This is a genomic window from Rhodopseudomonas sp., from assembly GCF_036404135.1.
Taxonomy (GTDB): domain Bacteria; phylum Pseudomonadota; class Alphaproteobacteria; order Rhizobiales; family Xanthobacteraceae; genus Rhodopseudomonas_A.
Genome location: NZ_DASWPE010000197.1, coordinates 1 through 15,785, shown reverse-complemented (window position 1 = coordinate 15,785; position 15,785 = coordinate 1). Strand labels below are relative to the sequence as shown.

14 protein-coding genes and 1 pseudogene are annotated in these 15,785 nt (G+C 57.5%); 4 read left to right on the top strand and 11 right to left on the bottom strand.

Features of this window, described 5'->3' with window-relative positions:
* Positions 1–147: 147 nt before the first annotated feature.
* Both VGC77_RS21565 and VGC77_RS21560 read right to left on the bottom strand, forming a co-directional pair.
* On the bottom strand, positions 148–438 hold the full coding sequence (locus tag VGC77_RS21565) for a hypothetical protein (protein ID WP_331173604.1): 291 nt from the start codon (positions 436–438) through the stop codon (positions 148–150).
* A gap of 410 nt (positions 439–848) precedes the next feature.
* Positions 849–1,079, bottom strand: coding sequence for a DUF2442 domain-containing protein (locus VGC77_RS21560; protein WP_331173603.1), 231 nt, complete (start codon positions 1,077–1,079; stop codon positions 849–851).
* A gap of 374 nt (positions 1,080–1,453) precedes the next feature.
* Between VGC77_RS21560 and VGC77_RS21555 the strand changes: the two genes are divergently transcribed.
* Entirely contained in the window at positions 1,454–3,364 is a 1,911-nt protein-coding gene (locus tag VGC77_RS21555) for an NACHT domain-containing protein (protein ID WP_331173602.1), read from the top strand.
* A gap of 362 nt (positions 3,365–3,726) precedes the next feature.
* Here the strand turns inward: VGC77_RS21555 and VGC77_RS21550 are convergent, their stop codons facing one another.
* The 5 genes from VGC77_RS21550 to VGC77_RS21535 form a co-directional block, all read right to left on the bottom strand.
* On the bottom strand, positions 3,727–5,034 hold the full coding sequence (locus tag VGC77_RS21550; protein ID WP_331173601.1) for a hypothetical protein: 1,308 nt from the start codon (positions 5,032–5,034) through the stop codon (positions 3,727–3,729).
* A gap of 114 nt (positions 5,035–5,148) precedes the next feature.
* The gene (locus VGC77_RS23710; protein ID WP_414709707.1) at positions 5,149–5,559 is read right to left on the bottom strand and encodes a TniQ family protein; all 411 of its coding nucleotides are present in this window, start codon (positions 5,557–5,559) and stop codon (positions 5,149–5,151) included.
* Positions 5,560–5,592: 33 nt separating this feature from the next.
* Positions 5,593–6,687, bottom strand: a complete 1,095-nt coding sequence (locus VGC77_RS21545; RefSeq protein WP_331173600.1) for an ATP-binding protein — start codon at positions 6,685–6,687, stop codon at positions 5,593–5,595.
* A gap of 2 nt (positions 6,688–6,689) precedes the next feature.
* Positions 6,690–8,858, bottom strand: a complete 2,169-nt coding sequence (locus VGC77_RS21540) for a Mu transposase C-terminal domain-containing protein (RefSeq protein WP_331173599.1) — start codon at positions 8,856–8,858, stop codon at positions 6,690–6,692.
* Between the two features lie 11 nt (positions 8,859–8,869).
* Positions 8,870–9,436 carry a hypothetical protein gene (locus VGC77_RS21535; protein ID WP_331173598.1) on the bottom strand — a complete coding sequence of 189 codons (567 nt, stop codon included), beginning with the start codon at positions 9,434–9,436 and terminating at the stop codon, positions 8,870–8,872.
* A 1,363-nt stretch (positions 9,437–10,799) separates the two neighbouring features.
* On the opposite strand from VGC77_RS21535, the gene VGC77_RS21530 reads away from it, so the two are divergent.
* Positions 10,800–11,336, top strand: coding sequence for a transposase (locus VGC77_RS21530; protein WP_331173597.1), 537 nt, complete (start codon positions 10,800–10,802; stop codon positions 11,334–11,336).
* 365 nt (positions 11,337–11,701) lie between these two features.
* On the opposite strand, the gene VGC77_RS21525 is transcribed toward VGC77_RS21530, so the two are convergent.
* From VGC77_RS21525 to VGC77_RS21510, 4 genes are all read right to left on the bottom strand, one after another.
* On the bottom strand, positions 11,702–12,334 hold the full coding sequence (locus tag VGC77_RS21525) for a class I SAM-dependent methyltransferase (RefSeq protein WP_331173596.1): 633 nt from the start codon (positions 12,332–12,334) through the stop codon (positions 11,702–11,704).
* Between the two features lie 118 nt (positions 12,335–12,452).
* Positions 12,453–12,791: a hypothetical protein gene (locus VGC77_RS21520; protein WP_331173595.1), complete on the bottom strand. Its 339-nt coding sequence runs from the start codon at positions 12,789–12,791 to the stop codon at positions 12,453–12,455.
* A gap of 167 nt (positions 12,792–12,958) precedes the next feature.
* Positions 12,959–13,369 (bottom strand): nuclear transport factor 2 family protein, encoded by a 411-nt coding sequence (locus VGC77_RS21515; RefSeq protein WP_331173594.1) that lies wholly within the window; start codon positions 13,367–13,369, stop codon positions 12,959–12,961.
* Positions 13,370–13,399: 30 nt separating this feature from the next.
* A complete protein-coding gene (locus tag VGC77_RS21510; RefSeq protein ID WP_331173593.1) occupies positions 13,400–14,134 on the bottom strand; it encodes an SDR family NAD(P)-dependent oxidoreductase in 735 nt (244 codons plus the stop codon).
* A gap of 277 nt (positions 14,135–14,411) precedes the next feature.
* Here VGC77_RS21510 and VGC77_RS21505 point away from each other — a divergent pair, with 277 nt between their 5' ends.
* Together VGC77_RS21505 and VGC77_RS21500 are read left to right on the top strand one after the other, a co-directional pair.
* Positions 14,412–15,308 carry a LysR family transcriptional regulator gene (locus VGC77_RS21505; RefSeq protein WP_331173592.1) on the top strand — a complete coding sequence of 299 codons (897 nt, stop codon included), beginning with the start codon at positions 14,412–14,414 and terminating at the stop codon, positions 15,306–15,308.
* Between the two features lie 360 nt (positions 15,309–15,668).
* Positions 15,669–15,785 (top strand): annotated as a pseudogene (locus VGC77_RS21500) (P-type conjugative transfer ATPase TrbB); the annotation flags it as partial.

Genomic DNA, 15,785 nt, shown 5'->3' with positions numbered 1-15,785 from the left:
GCGAAACTACGGCAGCGCAAGCCGATCCGGCCCCAACGGACGCCCAACCTTCTTGAACTTGTCACAAGGCATGCCGCTTTAACAGCGCGTATTGAGCGGGCGATGCCAGCTCATCCGCCCCATCGGCAAGGCGTCTTCAGGCGACGATCACTCGGCCGCGCCAAGCGCCACCCGGTTGGCGCGCCGCGCCCGACGGGGCCTGGCCACCGGCTCGGCCGCTGCGGCGGTGCGCGTGACGAACGCATCGGAGCCGATCAGATAGACCAGGAAGGCCAGCGCGGCCGCGGTCTCGCACAGCGCCAGCGAGATCACGAAGGCATAGCCGAACAGGCAGATCAGCCCGACCAGCGCCGCCGCCACCCCGGCCAGCCCTGCAATCTGCGCGCGACCCAGCCGATCGAAACGCGCGGGGGTGGACGGGCTCTCAGAGGTCTGCATGGGGCGCCTTGCTTTGCCAGGAGGGAACCCGCGCCGCCGTGCTGACGGCCGGATCAGATGAGAATGAGTTTGGTTATCATCTGGAGCTTTCCGACGCGTCAAGAAATTTCCTTGGATTTCGCGGGGGAGAGGGTTTTCCACGGGGTGGGGGCGGGGCGGCGGGGCGGCGGGGCGGCGGGGCGGCGGGGCGGCGTGGCGGCGTGGCGTGGCGGCTGTTGGCCTGGGGCGCGGCCGACGTGGCAGTTCGTGGCCCGGCCGCGGAGACCCAGGAATCAGGGCAGGCGCTGCGCCAACCCCGAAGGCTGGGCAAGCATAGTCCGTAGGGTGGGCAAAGCGCAGCGTGCCCACCAGACGGAACCCTCGCTCGCGCGGCATCTGGTGGGCACGGCGCAAGTGCGCCTTTGCCCACCCTACGGACCAATCGTGCCGTGACCGGCGAGCAAGCCGGCGACCGAAATGTCCTCGTCGAGCGCTTCCCAATGCAGACCGAGGCGGCTCAACCCGACCGTCGCGCGTTGCTCCGGCGTTGCGTGCGCCAGCTTCGGAAACCACGCCAGCGGCACGCCGAGCGTCCGTCCGTCGGAGAGCTCGACCCAGAGCGTGTGATCGTCAAACCGGACGCGGATTGGGGAAACGGGCATGCGGGAATTGTAGCATCTAGCCCGGATAAGCGTAGCGCGATCCGGGAGCGGCATTTCCGCGGCGGCGATGCCCCGGGTATCGCTGCGCTCGCCCGGGCTACGCTGCTACTGTGGCAACGTGGGCAAATCTATAAGGTGGTTGAACGAAGTAAAACCACCGAGACGCTTGCGAATGCGGCGATGGGTTTCGCAAAGGCTCGACCCGGACTACGGGCTGCGGCCGTTGAACGACAGGGAATCCGCCAACGCAAGCACTCACGAGTGCCGCGGGGTAGAGAACTTAGGGACTAGGGAGTGGAATAAGGATTTCGGTTGTGAAGGCTGCAACTCCTCTTAAGATTGTACAACTTAGCTGAAGCCACGCGAGAATCATAATGATTGAATCGACAGGCCTCGCCGCCACCGTGACCGCGAAGGTGTTTTCGGATCTATTCAGCAAGCTAACATTGAGTGTGCTTTCCCAAGTAGGATCGAAACTACAGGCTGCGCTCACGCGTAATGGCTCATCGTTTGAGGCGCACTTGCGTGCTACGTTTGATCGTTGCACCAAGATCAAAACACTATTGAATAGAGACGAACCAGTTGAGCTTCTGGATCAATACGTAAATTTGCAGTTCAAGTGCGACGAGAAAACCGTCGATGATTACGACGTCATAGATGCCGTCTGGAAAAAACGGCGAGTCGTAGTTTCCGGTACGGGTGGCGGTGGAAAAACGATATTTATGAAGTACTTATGGATATCCCTCTTCGAGAATTCTCGAGGGCGAATTCCTGTGTTCGTCGAATTGAGGCGGCTGAACGATGTCTCGATCGATAAGCTGGACGTCTTCATCTACCACTCAATTATTGGCGCGCATTCGTCGTTGTCTGAGAGCGCCTTTGCGGAATCTCTCCGCGATGGCGCCTTCATCCTTATTCTCGATGGTTTCGACGAGATAGTTGCAGCAAAGCGAATTTCCTTGGAGCGTCAGATACTTGATCTGGCACAAAACAACCCTGCGCTGACCATAGTTGTCTCTGGTAGGTGGGATGAGAGGTTTAATGCCTGGCAGTCATTTACCACGTACCACGTTCAGCCCTTAGACCGGACACGGGTCGTGGAACTTATAAAGAAGCTTAAATATGAAGCTGTTATCAAAAGAAAATTCATAGAGCGCATCAAGAGAGATTTGTACGTTCGTCACAAGAGCTTTTTGTCGAGCCCCCTGCTAGCAACAATGATGTTGCTTACCTTCGATCAATTTGCCGACATTCCCGAAAAGATTCATCTGTTCTACGAGCAGGCGTTTGACACGTTGTTCGCCAAGCACGACGCAACAAAAGAAGCCTTTAAGAGAACAATGTACACCGAACTTTCGATCGACGTATTCAAGCGACATTTGGCATATTTCTGTTTGGCGACGTATTACGACGAGAAGTTCGAATTCAACGAAACGGAATTGCTGGTATATATTAGCAAGTGCCTGAAAATCGAAAGTTCGGCTGTTTCCGCGTCGAGTTTTTTGCAAGATCTTGTTGAATCTGTTTGTATCCTTCAGAAAGAGGGGCTGAATTATTCCTTTACTCATCGCTCTTTCCAGGAATTCTTTGCTGCATATTGCATGGCGAGGGTAACTTCGAATCACTTGGATGAAGTGCTTCATAAGATACTTCGACGACCTACAGATAATGTCGTCAAAATGCTCTATGACATCAATCAGGAAATGTTGGTTGGGTTTATCAGGCGCAATCTATCAGCTTTGGCAACATCCTTATCGATGTCCCTCAAGAGTGATCAGTTCTTGTATGATTATCTTTCGTGTTTGGGGGTCGACTTAAAAGTTGGCCGATTTGGTAGAGAAATCAGATTGGTGGAGGATCGATCTAGCTCAGAAGCGAATTTTATCAATTTTCTGCGAAAGATCTATCCCGAGCGGCTATCCTTTTCAGACGCGAAAATGCGTCGTTTTCATAAGAAGGACGGAGAAGTAATCAGGAGATTTTTGCGCCCCCCATCCAAAGGTGGAGTCCAAGGCTTTGTTAAAATATCTTTTGCGTCAGATGCATCGTTTCTTGGCGTTGGGGAAGGAGCGAAGGGGGATGAAAAGATTCTAACGACGCCATGGATTACTGAGCTTGGATATGCAGAGTATTGTCGCGAGGAGGCTGAAGGGGTTGTGGCTTTGCTGAGCTACATTGACAAGCAGCAAATACACAAGACGAAAGCGATCGACGATCTCCTAGGAATTGGTTGGAATCAATCTGTTTTGCCCGGCGCTGGGCCGGGCAAAAGGTCGGTCGTGTGATTTGCGGTTCAGGCGGGCTGGTAGTTGTGCTGTTACGGCAGCCAAAGGATGCCGCAGCGCGTCATGTAGGCCATTGAATTTATGAGAGAAAAAATCTGAAAACGCCGCGAGGCGATGCGAATGCTCGCGTTAGAGCGCCGCAGTTTTGCTACTCATCAGACGCCGCAGTTACGGCAAACTATGAAGCGTGTCGGTATGCACACGGATGGCGCGCGACATTTCATCATCGCAGTCGCAAATATTCTGAAGAACGAGAACGTATCGGCCGGAATCAAAAAAGCCCCTCGCTCCCGGATGCCGGAGAGCGAGAGGCTTTGAAGATGGAATCGAGAAGCGGTGCGTCGTTTAGGGGTGGGAGGTGCTCATCTAGTGTTCAGGACTTCTGAGAGCTCTCGACGATCATAGAACGCCAGATCGACCTCGGACAAAACGAACGCCGGATGGATCTTCATGGCATCAAGTCGCGGCCGGAGGAGGTGCCCTCTGGTTCCACTTTCTCTAGCGAGGACGTCGATCGATGCAAACCTCTCCATGAAGATCTTGAGGTCCGCTTCCCGTACGTAGGTTTGAGGACAACGATTTACCGGGTTTAGCATTTCGCCAGAGGGTAAATGCTTGCCCTTGATCAGGGCCTTCACCGTTGCTGTGGACACACGTAGAAGTTTCTCCACACTGCGCAGATTCAAGCCTTGCAGCTCGGGACCACGGACGTGGCTCCGTACCTCTTCCGGGTCCATTAGGACCGAGAGATAGCCGGATACGTCGAGACGTCGCCCGATATGCCCGAGCGTTCTGTCCAAAATCAGCCTGACGATCTCCATCGCCGCACAGTTCGCGCGCCTGGCCGCGTCCGGAATGGGAAGGAAGCGACCATCTTGATCGATTTCTACGGCACCGGCGAGCAATCGATTGAGGAATGCGTCCAAATCCTGCTTCGCGAACGCGTGGTCTTTGAGTTGCTCGGTTCCACCCCTGATGAACGGCTGGATAAAGCCTGCGTCGAAGAGCAAGCGTTCGTGCGGTCGAGGGGCGTTGATGTACTTTCCAGCCTCCTTCAGCGGCATCGCGTGTCCGATGCGTTCAAGGACATGCTGGGTTCCGGCAGCATCGAACAGGACTCGATCGTCCGACAGAGACAGGCTTTCCGGCCCGATAATGCCGGCTGCGTGCAGTAGCTTGCGAAGCCGCTTCGGATGAGCTCCGAACTCCAGCGATGCGGAGCGAAGAGAATGCAGTCGGCGCGTCGCGACGTCTTTTCCGAAAATCTCGTCCCCAGGGCCGACTGGCATGGTCTGGATCACATGCCTCGTGATCAGGTCACGAAGGGGATCATAGGCTTCGTCATCGTTTTCGTGGGCGAGCCACTCGTAAAGGCGGCCAAAGGTCGATCGTGGACCCCAATCGTGCTTGGTGTTCTGGAAGGAGTCCTGAAGACGAGAGAGTAGCATTCGGATTCCGTCCTCTCCTTTCTCCGCAATTGCATAGCCTGCACCGCCGCAGACATACCAATCATCCTCGGTCAGCGACTTGGCGTAGAAGCGGATACCACGTGTTGCAACCGCGCCGAGCATTTCGCACATCCTGGCAGCCGCATAGAAAGGCAGCATGTCGAGCCATTGAGGCGGCAAATCGGCCTCATGGCGCAGGCGCTCAATCAGATAGGTCTCCAACCCTGAAGGGTGGCGCGATCTCGATTGCTGAACCAACTCGGTCAGCCGTCGCAGTGACGGCTTGATGAGCTGCGAGAAGTCATGAACGCGATGCGGGTTATTGTCGTCAGCAACTTAGACCAACGCCACATTGTGCCGCGGACAGGTCCTGATCGGTCCCACTTGCCATAGCGTCCGCCCATATGGACGCACATCTTCCGGCACATCGCCAACATTCAAGTCCTCGACGAGGCAATGAGGGCAGACGCGCATCGTGGACCTAGCGAGACTGTCCCGGACAAAGTCCTGCCCGCAAAAGTGATATCGACGTTCTCCCACCTTTACGATCGACGCCTTCGTGAGGCATTGAAGGTCAACCCGACAACGAGCCGCAATCTTTTGCAGAGCCCCTTGGTCACCATCAACGACTGCTTGAAACGGCAAGCCCATGTCGAGGCAAAAGTCTCGCGCCGTGCGGCCAAAGATCTGACCGGCTCGCGAGCAGAAGCTCATCGCCGACTCCCCGTCACGAATAGCGACGGTCATATTGGAATGAAGAGAGTACACGTGCGACTCCATCTAAGCCTTTTTGTTCTTCTTGCTCTTCGCCTTGGACCTGCCGATCGGAGCGTCTTCAGGCGGAGGTTCTTCAATGCCATTAAGCCCGGACGTATCGATCAGATCCCAATCACTGGCGACGACGAAGACATTGTTGTCCCGAATGCATCCCGTCCGTGCCGCATATGCAGCCGCAAAGTGTTCGGAAGAGAGGTCGGTCTCCGACGAACGGAGGGCGTGCCCGACAGCATCTTGAATCAGCTCAATAACCACGCCAAAGCTGCCGTTTGCCGCGTGGAGAAGGCGCCCGATGAGATCATTGTCTTGCGCGATTGTGGCCCCGCATCCGCCTTTGTCCTTTGCGTAGAACGTGACGAGACGACGGACCAGCGGGATGTCATCCGGGAATTTGAGATCATGGAAGACGACATGTCTCGTGCGGCGACGGACCTGGATGTCCTTGGCCAAGAAAGTCTTCGCGCTAGGAAGCCCAGACAGGATAAGCCATACAGGCCAGTACTTGTCCTGCAACAAACCTTTCAAGGTGTCCTGCACCTTCCCGATCTCGACGGGGTTACGGGATTGGAGGGCGTGTTGAAGCTCATCAATATGAAGGAATTTGACCCGCCTCAATGCGAGGGTCTTATGGACGAGATCCCAAGCGACGTTCTCCTCAAGCTTCCGTTCTACGGGATAACCCAACGCTTTGAGGATGCTTTCGCCGAGAAGGCGCGGCGTACACGGTGAAGGAGCCATTACCGACACGAGCGGGCAATCGGACTCTTTGTCGCCATAGCCAAGTAAATCCTCACGTTTCATGAAAATGCGATCGAGCGCACGCGTTTTCCCGGCTCCAGAAGCGCCCGTCACGGTGAGCGCCCGGCCTTCCCGGAGACGCCCGACCCGGCGGTTTCCCTCTGCTGCCTCGGCTTCCATGTGTGAGTCGAAGAGAATGTCGATCTCAGCTTCAAGCAAGTTGTCGCGTTCGGTCCCGAAATACGCGGATTGAAGTTGCGCAATCTTCGCACTCACCTGCGCCCGTTCCGGCGAACGAAGGCGGCGCATGCGCAAGAATGGGTCTTCGTTTTCCGCGTTAGTTGGCATGTTGTCGACCATGCTCAGTCCTCCACAAACCAGGCGTCATCGCCGTCTTCGTCAGGCAGCTCTGCGGTCGGAGCCGCCCCACCAATCTCCACTTCCACGACGTCGCCGGCGCCTTCATCGGACGGTTCGAGCACTCCCGGTGCATTTTCAGGCCCGCGAACGAATTCAAGATTGCGAAAGACGTCGCGGTCAAACTTCTTGAAGTCTTCGGAAGTGAGGAAACGCGACGCGATCCCGGCGCGCTTAGCAGCCATCCGGGAGAATTCATCGATGTCACGGAGCGCCTGGTGCACAACGGCTTCGCTAACCTTCGCCATTTCCGCATTATTCTTGCGGATAATGCGCGCCGTGCGCATCCAATGGTCGACAGACACGCCTTCGAAACCGGACGTCAGACAATCGACTGTGATCCACCCCTGATCAGATGCGATGTTGAGACCGGGCTTGGGACGCACCGAGATGCGGCTGAGATCGGTTCGGTCGACGCGGACCAAGACCGGCTTCATGCCCGTCTTCCGTCGGAGGCGCTGCAACTCCTGGGATCGATAATACAATCCAAGGAAACGCACTCCGCGGTTCCCGATCCTGGCCTCGTGAGTCAGGCCGAAGATGTGACGGTTGACCTCTTTGTCGGGCGGAGGGATGACCGGAAAGATCTTGGTGAGACGAAGCCAGGCGTTGCGCGGAGTCTCACCAGCCAGTCCGGAATGAGGGGTGTTGTGGTAGACGTCCACGAGATAGCGGACCGTAATTTGTCCGATTTCGGATGCGTCCAAATCAGAATTCGCTTCGGAGTCGTAGTTTCCCTTGGCAACAACGTTCTCAAACGTGCGGCCATCCAGCCTAGAAAAAAATCCTGTATGGATAGTCCGATAAAAGCGTTCTTGCTTGCCGCGCATCTGCGGCGTGCCCGTCGTAGGGAACATCAGATCAGCGCCAAGATCGCAAGCAGCGGCCCGGTATCCATAAGACTTGTATCCAGCGCCGGCATCATTTGCGATGCACTCAGGGGTCCCGCACTGATCCCAAGGCGTAACGCAGCCCGCAGCCGAAGCGTAGGCAGATTTGTCGTTGACTGCCATCTCAAGCGTTGCAATCGCACTTGCTTCAGAAGGGTTCTCGACGATCAGCGCTGCTAAACAGCACCGAGTTGCCGTGTCGATGGCGGTCGACACCCATAGGCGTCGGCGTTCAACTTCTGCCTGCTGCTTCGGCGTCAGCCGATGCCACAGTTTCGCATCAGTCAACAACGTCTGGAGCGGAATCATATTTTCGTCGAGTTCGATTCGTTCCAACGGTCGCGTGACACAGAGACCATTCTGCACAAGAAAGAACTTCTTGCGGGCAGCCTCAGGCGAGTTACGTCCGGCGTAGACGTGGAACGGATCGAGACTTTCGATGACGCGCTCGAAGGCAGCGCGGCTGGGCAGTCTCAGCAGCCGTTCACCCGCGATTTGACGCTGCTTGTTCAGCTTTTTGATCTCTCCATGGAGGTCGGTCAGAAGCGACTTCTTGCTCGGCTGCAGGCGGCTCGCATACATATCCGCGTATTCTTGCATCAAATCGCGTTCTTCCTTTCCGAAACGCGGCAAGCGGTTGCCGGAGCGACCGTAGTTGTGAGACAACGCGATGGGTTCCCATGCGCAGGCTGCGTACGCGTCGATCCAACGCCGAAGGCTGCGAGGGCTGGGCGGGCGCTTCAGATTCACGTCTTCGCTCCCACAACGGCCATCGCTCAGTTCGGACGTGACCATATTGGCCACGATGGACCGAATGGCCTCCTTCATCGATGCGTCGGAACGCGAGGCGAGGCCATCGGCTTCCATCCGCAAGAACTCATCGCAAAAGGTCTTCCGAAACAACACCCTCTGCAGTTGTTTGGACGGGAGATCGCTCAGGAGAGTCTCGGGACGCGCCGATCGCAGCTGTGCCTTGCTGGAAGTAAAGAAGCCGCGGCAGTGAGCCCATCCGTCTTCCTTACGCAATTCATCAATTTGTGCGTGAGTGAAGGACTCGCACATGTCGGGATTGTCGAGACGACGAAGCACATGTCCGAAGTCGTCAGCGGACTTCGGCACATAATCGACGCCGTTGATGGTGACCTTATCGGTCGGTTCCAGACGGAAGCGCGGTACGACGTCGGTCGAGAGAGAAGCGGTCTCTTGGGCAGATGCGGTAATCATCATTTCTCCTTTCAATTCTGACGAGGCCTTACGAGGCTGCTGTAGGTGATCCGGCCGTGGCCAACGAGATCCAGAACACAGTCGTCGATCAGGCAGACAACCGCGTAGAAGCCGTGGCCGTTGTTCATTGAGGCGGCCAGCAACGACTCAATAGTCACTGCGCCGCGCAAGGTTGCTGCGACCATTGCGATCGTGGCGATGTCGCTCTCGTATCGCGTCCGGCGGGCGCGATGGATCAATCGTGCGTTGTCAGCGCGAACGCGAGTGATCTGCTCTCCGGTGCGAATTTCGAAGCGATCAGCGAAATCCGGGGACGCTTGGTCCCTGATCAACTCGATCGTTTTCTCAATCCCACTCGATTTGACACGGTTCGCCGCCTTGACGGCAAAGGCGGTCTTGGTTCGCCTCTTGAGGCTGGCTACCAAGTCAAAGGTGTGTTTCCGTCGGGTGCCATCGTCGTATTCAATCGGAACTTGATCTTGAATGTCGTCCACGTCCGGATGGGCGAGGAGGATGTATGCAAGATCACGCTCAAGGGAGCTTTCGTAGGTTACTTCGCGATTCCGTTTCGGATTCACGAAAGCACCGCTCGTCGATCGCGATGATGGGGACGGTCGCCGACTGGCGAGAGACGGAGACGGTGGGCACCATGCGGTGCCGGGATCCGCTCGTAGCGTTAGTGCCGTCCTATCCGTAAGCTCGCTTCCACATCATTCACCTCAGTGTCAACGGATGACGGATGGGCACGGTCGCTCGCGGCGTTGAGCGGCAGTGGCGCGAGGGGATAATAGAGACGGGATTTCTTCTGCGTGGTCATGGATAACTACATTGCTTGGCATGAAGGCGCTCGCCAGGGTGAACGTTTCGCAAAAGAGAGCCTGGAAGGATGAATGGCGAAGTCGTGAAAGTTCGACGAGCGTAAGGCGGTGATAACTTAAAATACTGGGCGGGGAGGACGAAGCCGTTCATAGTGATCTACAGATGTATCTCGAGCGTCACGGGAATCGATTCCCGACCTTCTCGATTGCTAACTGCGCTTTGATTGGTTGATCGAGGGACCGTGAGGTCGCTAATTTGAACGCGACGTCAGCGGGCTAGCCCCCGTTTTGATGGATGGGATCATTGAACACGGCAGTTCTCCTCGACCGAACACATGATGCGTCGGACGGTTTATTCCAGGAGACAAATTCCCGGATCGGACGATTGAAAGAGGAGCGCCGTAGCGCGGCGCAATCAATCGGCTATCTTGGAGAATGCCGTAAAGGTGAGGAGGGCGCGGGTGGAGGAGGTGTGAACGGTGGTCATCGCACTTTGCCTCCTCTGTTTTGGATCAACCTAATGATCGCGATGCACTCTATGTTCGCGGCAGCGGACGCGGCAAAACAAGGCGTCGTTTGGTGTGCTCTTACGTACACGAGCGATTTTGCCTTGAGAAGATCCTTCAAAAGGCGGTGATCTGAGAGGGTTAACGTTTACTAACAGGTTGATTTGCAATTTTGTTCAACTCTGTCCGCCAATTGAAACCGGGCATTTCTCAAGATCGCGTCTCGGAGTGAACACCAGATCATTCACCTTCGATGGCGATGTGAAGCTCCTCCAGTTCGCGCTGATCGACTGAAGACAAGGCCGTCCGCGATGGGGACATATAGGTCCATCTGTCAGCATGCTTTTTGAGTCTTAGGACCTTATAGCCAAACGAACATATCAACTCGATCATCTCGTATCGAGCGTATGTATCAATCAAGGCACATGGGCCAATATGATTGAACCGATCACCAAAGACGCTCGTGATCTGTCGCTTCAGAAGGTCATGCGAATGACCGAACCTGGAGCTTATCGCTTGTTCAAGCGCGCACGCTGACCCGAGACGAACGGCGAGTCGTATTGCCCGGACTGCGGCAATCTGCGGTGCTACGAGCTCTCTCGCGAGCAGCGGTCCAAGTGTTCGGCGAAGGTATGCCGGAACGAATTCACTGTCACCAGGGGGCGATCTTCGCCAGCCGGAAGCTCAAGTTCCGTGAAATCCTGATCGTAATCGCCATGTCCACCAACGGCGCCAAGGGCGAGGCCGCCCTGCAGGTTGCCCGCGAACTCGGCGTGCAGACGAAGGCATGGCTCAATCTCATGAAGCTCCGCGAAGCCCTGGCGGCGCGTCGGGGGCAGATGCTGCTCGACGGCCAAGTCGAGATCGACGGGATGTATCTCGCCGGCCATATCCGTCCTGGGAACCGCAAGGAGGACCGTGAGGACCGCCGTAAGATTCAGTCACCGCAGCGGGTGGTCGTAATGGCCGTCCGAGAGCGCCGCTCTTCCGGACAGACGCTCACCCGCGTCACCCCGACCGAGAATTCCGATCAGCCTTCAGATGATCCCGCTTGCGGCGCAGTTCGCAAACCACATCCATCGAAAACCCCAAATATCGTTAGGGCTATTATGAAGGTCGGACGGGATGTTGGTCTGGTGGTGTTTGCTACCTAATGTTGCATGGTTTGGTAAACTTGAGCAGAGACTTTCTCGGCATTAGGTAGTAAGCGCAACTAAAGCTCCAATAACGTATTGAAATATTCCGCGATCTTACGTTCGCGACTTCCAGCGCGGATCAACGGGACCGATTGCTCGTCAAAATCCGCCATGCCCCCATAGCGACCGAATTCCGTAGCGCAGCGAGACGACGCGAAGTACCACTACCAGAAATCAACCGATGTCGGCGTCGCCCCGTCATCTTGCGTTCATTTCTTTCAGCATCAAGGCCACATCCGGGTCGGAAGGGGTGAGTTGAAAATCGGTCGAAGTCACCCTTATCGCCATTGGGGAGGTCAACATCAAGTCGCCACTGGGACCTGTCAGGGCTTCACGAAGCGATAAACAAAGCGATCGGTCTCGCCTTTGATCGAGGGATCGAACACCTTGATCGAGTGCGAATCGTCCTTGTTCGCGAGCAGGGCGCTTTCCGCGTCCAGTACGAAGCCGGCCGCCTCCACCTCCTCGCGAACGGTTTCAGGCTCAATCCGATGCAGCGACTGAGCGTCGCTCGTGCCCGCGCCTGCGGCGGCGGCGTGGTCTACGATGACGTAGGACCCACCGGGCTTCAGCCGCTCGTAGACGGCTCGATTGAATTGGGCCGCCGTCGCGCCCCTGGCTTGAATCAGCGTGGTGTGGAGATCGTGATAGAACAGGTGCAGCCATAGGACATCCGCTGGCTGCGTGGCCTCCGCCATCGCCACGAGGGCCGCCGATACGGCTCCGACGTTCTCTCGGCCCGGCTCATTCGCAAGCGTCTGCATGCGGCCGACCGGATCGTTCTTGAAGTGGGCGACTTCTGCCGGCACGAAGCTATAGACCCTTCCTTCGGGTCCCACGATGCCGGAGAAGACACGGGTCCAGTCGCCGTCGCCTGGGTAAACGTCGATGACGGTGGAGCCCGCAGTTATGCGTGCGAACCGGATCAATTCGGATAGTTTGGATTGGTCGTACATCGGATCTCCATTACGGTTTGGCATTCGACGAGCGCGTGGCCTGCGAGGCGGCGATCCTAGGCTCATTCATGGTGGCCGCGATGGCCAGCGCTTTCACTGTTCGCTCCGAAGCCCGGACTTAGGCCCAGCGGCCGGCCTCCTCGAAACTAAGGCGAGGATTGCGCGGAAACACGGAAGCGGGATCGCCGTAGCCAATGCTGCAAATGAAGTTCGACCGAACCCGTGTGCCTGAGAAAAATGCCTTATCGACGCCGGCGTTGTCGAAGTCCGACATGGGGCCGCAGTCCAGCCCCAATGCTCGCGCAGCGACGATGAGACAAGCGCCCTGCAGCGTTCCGTTTCGCATTGCCGTCACCTCGCCGACGCCTGGTGCCGAAAAATACTTCTGCACGACCTCGGCATTACGAGGCAAGAACTTTTGGTAATTCGCCGACGAAATCCAAATCGTAGTCGACAATGACCGTGACAGGAGCCTTCAGAATTGTCGGTCTATTCGGTTCCGCAACAAGCCCGGCGAGCGTTGCCTTTCCAGCGGCGCCACGCACCCAGACAAACCGCTTCAGAAAGTGATGTCGGTCGGCACAACATCGTGTCATGCCAACACAATTTGCACGTCGAAGTTGACTACGTCCTTGTGTTCATCTGCGAGGCCCGCGCCAGGGCTTGCGTGTCGATGTACTCCTGGATGTGTGCAACTTTTCCGTCTCGAACGGTAATGTCGAAGACCCATTCGTCCTTGAACTGCTTATTTGTAGCTTTGATTTTTCCCGTTGCGACGCCGACGACCATAACCCGGTCGCCCTGCGCCACGAATTCGGGGGGCTTCGGGTATTGCGTTTCCACCTCTTCGGACGCCTTCTTGAGCACGGCCGCCAACTCTGCGTGCCCGCGGTGCGTGCCTGCCAACGGCCAGCCGTCGCCCGGAATGATCCACTCGATATCTCCGGCGGCCAGCACCAGCAGATCTTGCTGGTTGTGGCTCCCCATTGCTGCAAAGAAATTCTTCACAAGCTGGACATTCTCTTCGGTACTCATCGTATCTCTCCGTTTTCGCTCGGCACGAATTCAGATGGCCGAGAAGCCGCCGTCGACAGACAACTCCACCCCATTCACGAAGCTGGAATCGTCTGAAGCAAGAAACAGCGCGGCTGCTGCAATTTCCTCGGGACGACCCATCGTACCCCGCGGAATCAGGGATTCGAACATCTGCTTCGCTTCCTCGGTGAGAACCTGATCCTGCATCGGCGTGGCGATCGGCCCTGGGTGCAGCACGTTTACCCGGATATTCCTGCCCTTGAGTTCGTTGAGCCATCCGCGTGCGAATGCGTGCAGCGCCGCCTTGCTCGCCGCATATACGCTGTAACCAGGAAAACCTTTGATCGAAGCAACTGATCCGGTCATGAAGATCGATCCGCCGTCGTTGAACAGCGGCAACGCCTTCTGGACCGTAAACAGCGTGCCGCGCGTATTCAGGCCGAAGGTCGCGTCGAAATGCTGCTCGGTAATCTCGCCCAGTGGGACCGCTTCGCCCGTGCCGGCGCTCGCGTAAAGGATGTCGATCCTGCCCTTTTCTCGCTTGACCTTGTCGAACAGACGGTCGAGGTCGTCGAGATTGGCCGCGTCGCCGCGCACACCGGTCACGTTCCGGCCGATCAGCTCGACGGCCTCGTCCAGCGCCTCCTGTCTCCGGCCCGTAATGAAAACATATGCGCCTTCTTCAACGAACCGCCGGGCGCTCGCCAACGCCATGCCGCTCGATCCACCCGTGATGACTGCAACCTTACCTTCAAGCTTTCCCACGATTGCTTCCTTCCAGGCTTCCGCCTCTGATCGTTTGGGGACGTCCCCGAGAACCTCGACATAAGTCCGCCGGGGTCAGGCGTTGAGTGCGGAAAAGCGCACATCGGTGGTGCGAATACGATCCGGGTGGAGATTGAAGCCGGCCGCGATTATTGGTGGTTGCCGGTCGGAATTGCGCCGGGCCGGTCCCCACAAGCTGTGACTTTCGCCAATACTGCTATACGATCCGTTAGATACGAGCTTTTGGAAGGTGCACCGTATGGTGCTGGATTGCACCATGATCGACTGGGATGACATTCGCTACTTTCTTGCCGTCTCGCGCGGTGGCTCGGTGCGTGCTGCCGCCAAGAGCCTTGGTGTGAACCACGCGACCGTACTGCGACGCATCGCCCAACTTGAGGAACGCCTCGGGGCGCTCATGTTCGAAAAGCTGCCCGCGGGCTACCGGCTGACGGCTGCGGGCGAGGAAGTCCTCGACCTCGCCATCCAGATGGAAGCCTCGTCGCGCCAGCTGGAGACGCGCGTATTCGGGCGCGATCAGAGCGTGCGCGGGCTTCTACGGGTGACGTTGACACCGATCCTCGCGACTCACCTGCTCATCCCGGACTTCGCCGAGTTCGCGCGTCTGCATCCGGACATCGAGATGGAAATCTTGTCGTCCGGCGAACTGGCAAATCTGACCAACCGCGAAGCCGACGTCGCGATCCGCGTGGTCTACGACCGCAAAACCCTGCCGCTCAATCTCCACGGCCTGAAGGGACCGGAAGTGTTCGGCGGGGTCTACATATCCCGGGATCGCCTGGCCGCATGGCGTGCCGGCGCAGCTGATCCTCTCCGGTGGATCGTGATAAGCATGCATGGCATTCCGGAGTGGGCCAGCGAGGGTGAGGTTCGCACCACGGGGGCACCGTTCAGGACCACGGACGCCGCGGCGGAGATCGTTGCTGTCCGGCAAGGGCTCGGGATCACGACGCTGCCGTGCTTTGTCGGAGATGCCGACCCCCTGCTGGTGAGAGTGCCGGGTACCGATCTCCACATGTACGGAACGCTCTGGCTACTCACACAGCGGGAGACACGCAAGACGAAGCGCGTGCGCCTGTTCACGGAGTACCTATCCCGCAGGCTCGCCGCATACGCTCCGCTTCTCGCGGGGCTGTCCAAATCGCGCGACTGAGGCGCGGCGGGTGGCCGGCAACGCTTGCACGGACAATCGCCTGCAAGAGGACGGCGCCAACGTCCGACCTGGGTCATGAACGGCCCTTCAGATGGCGGCGGCGCTATGCAGCGGTCAGCCCGCACGTAGTAGGTGACGGTCGTCGCCCGATAAGCATGGTTCGAAGCCTCCCGCGATTCCGCCGATCACCGCCATTTCTTCGCCAGACTACGATGACCCTATCAGCGTTGTTGCAAAGCCGGCATTACTGCCTCTTCTAATTATTCCCGAACCACGGAGCTGCTGTTAGCGGCCTGACGTGGGAGGGGCAACATGACGGTTCTCACTCAGCAATCAGCAGCGATCAAGCGCGGTACACGCATGTTGCGTACGGGGCTCGGGCCAGCGATCGCCAGGCTTCCTGGAAGACCCGGCGGTCGTCGAGGTGCTGCTCAACCCCGACGGGCGGCTTTGGATCGACCGGCTTTCCGAAGGGCT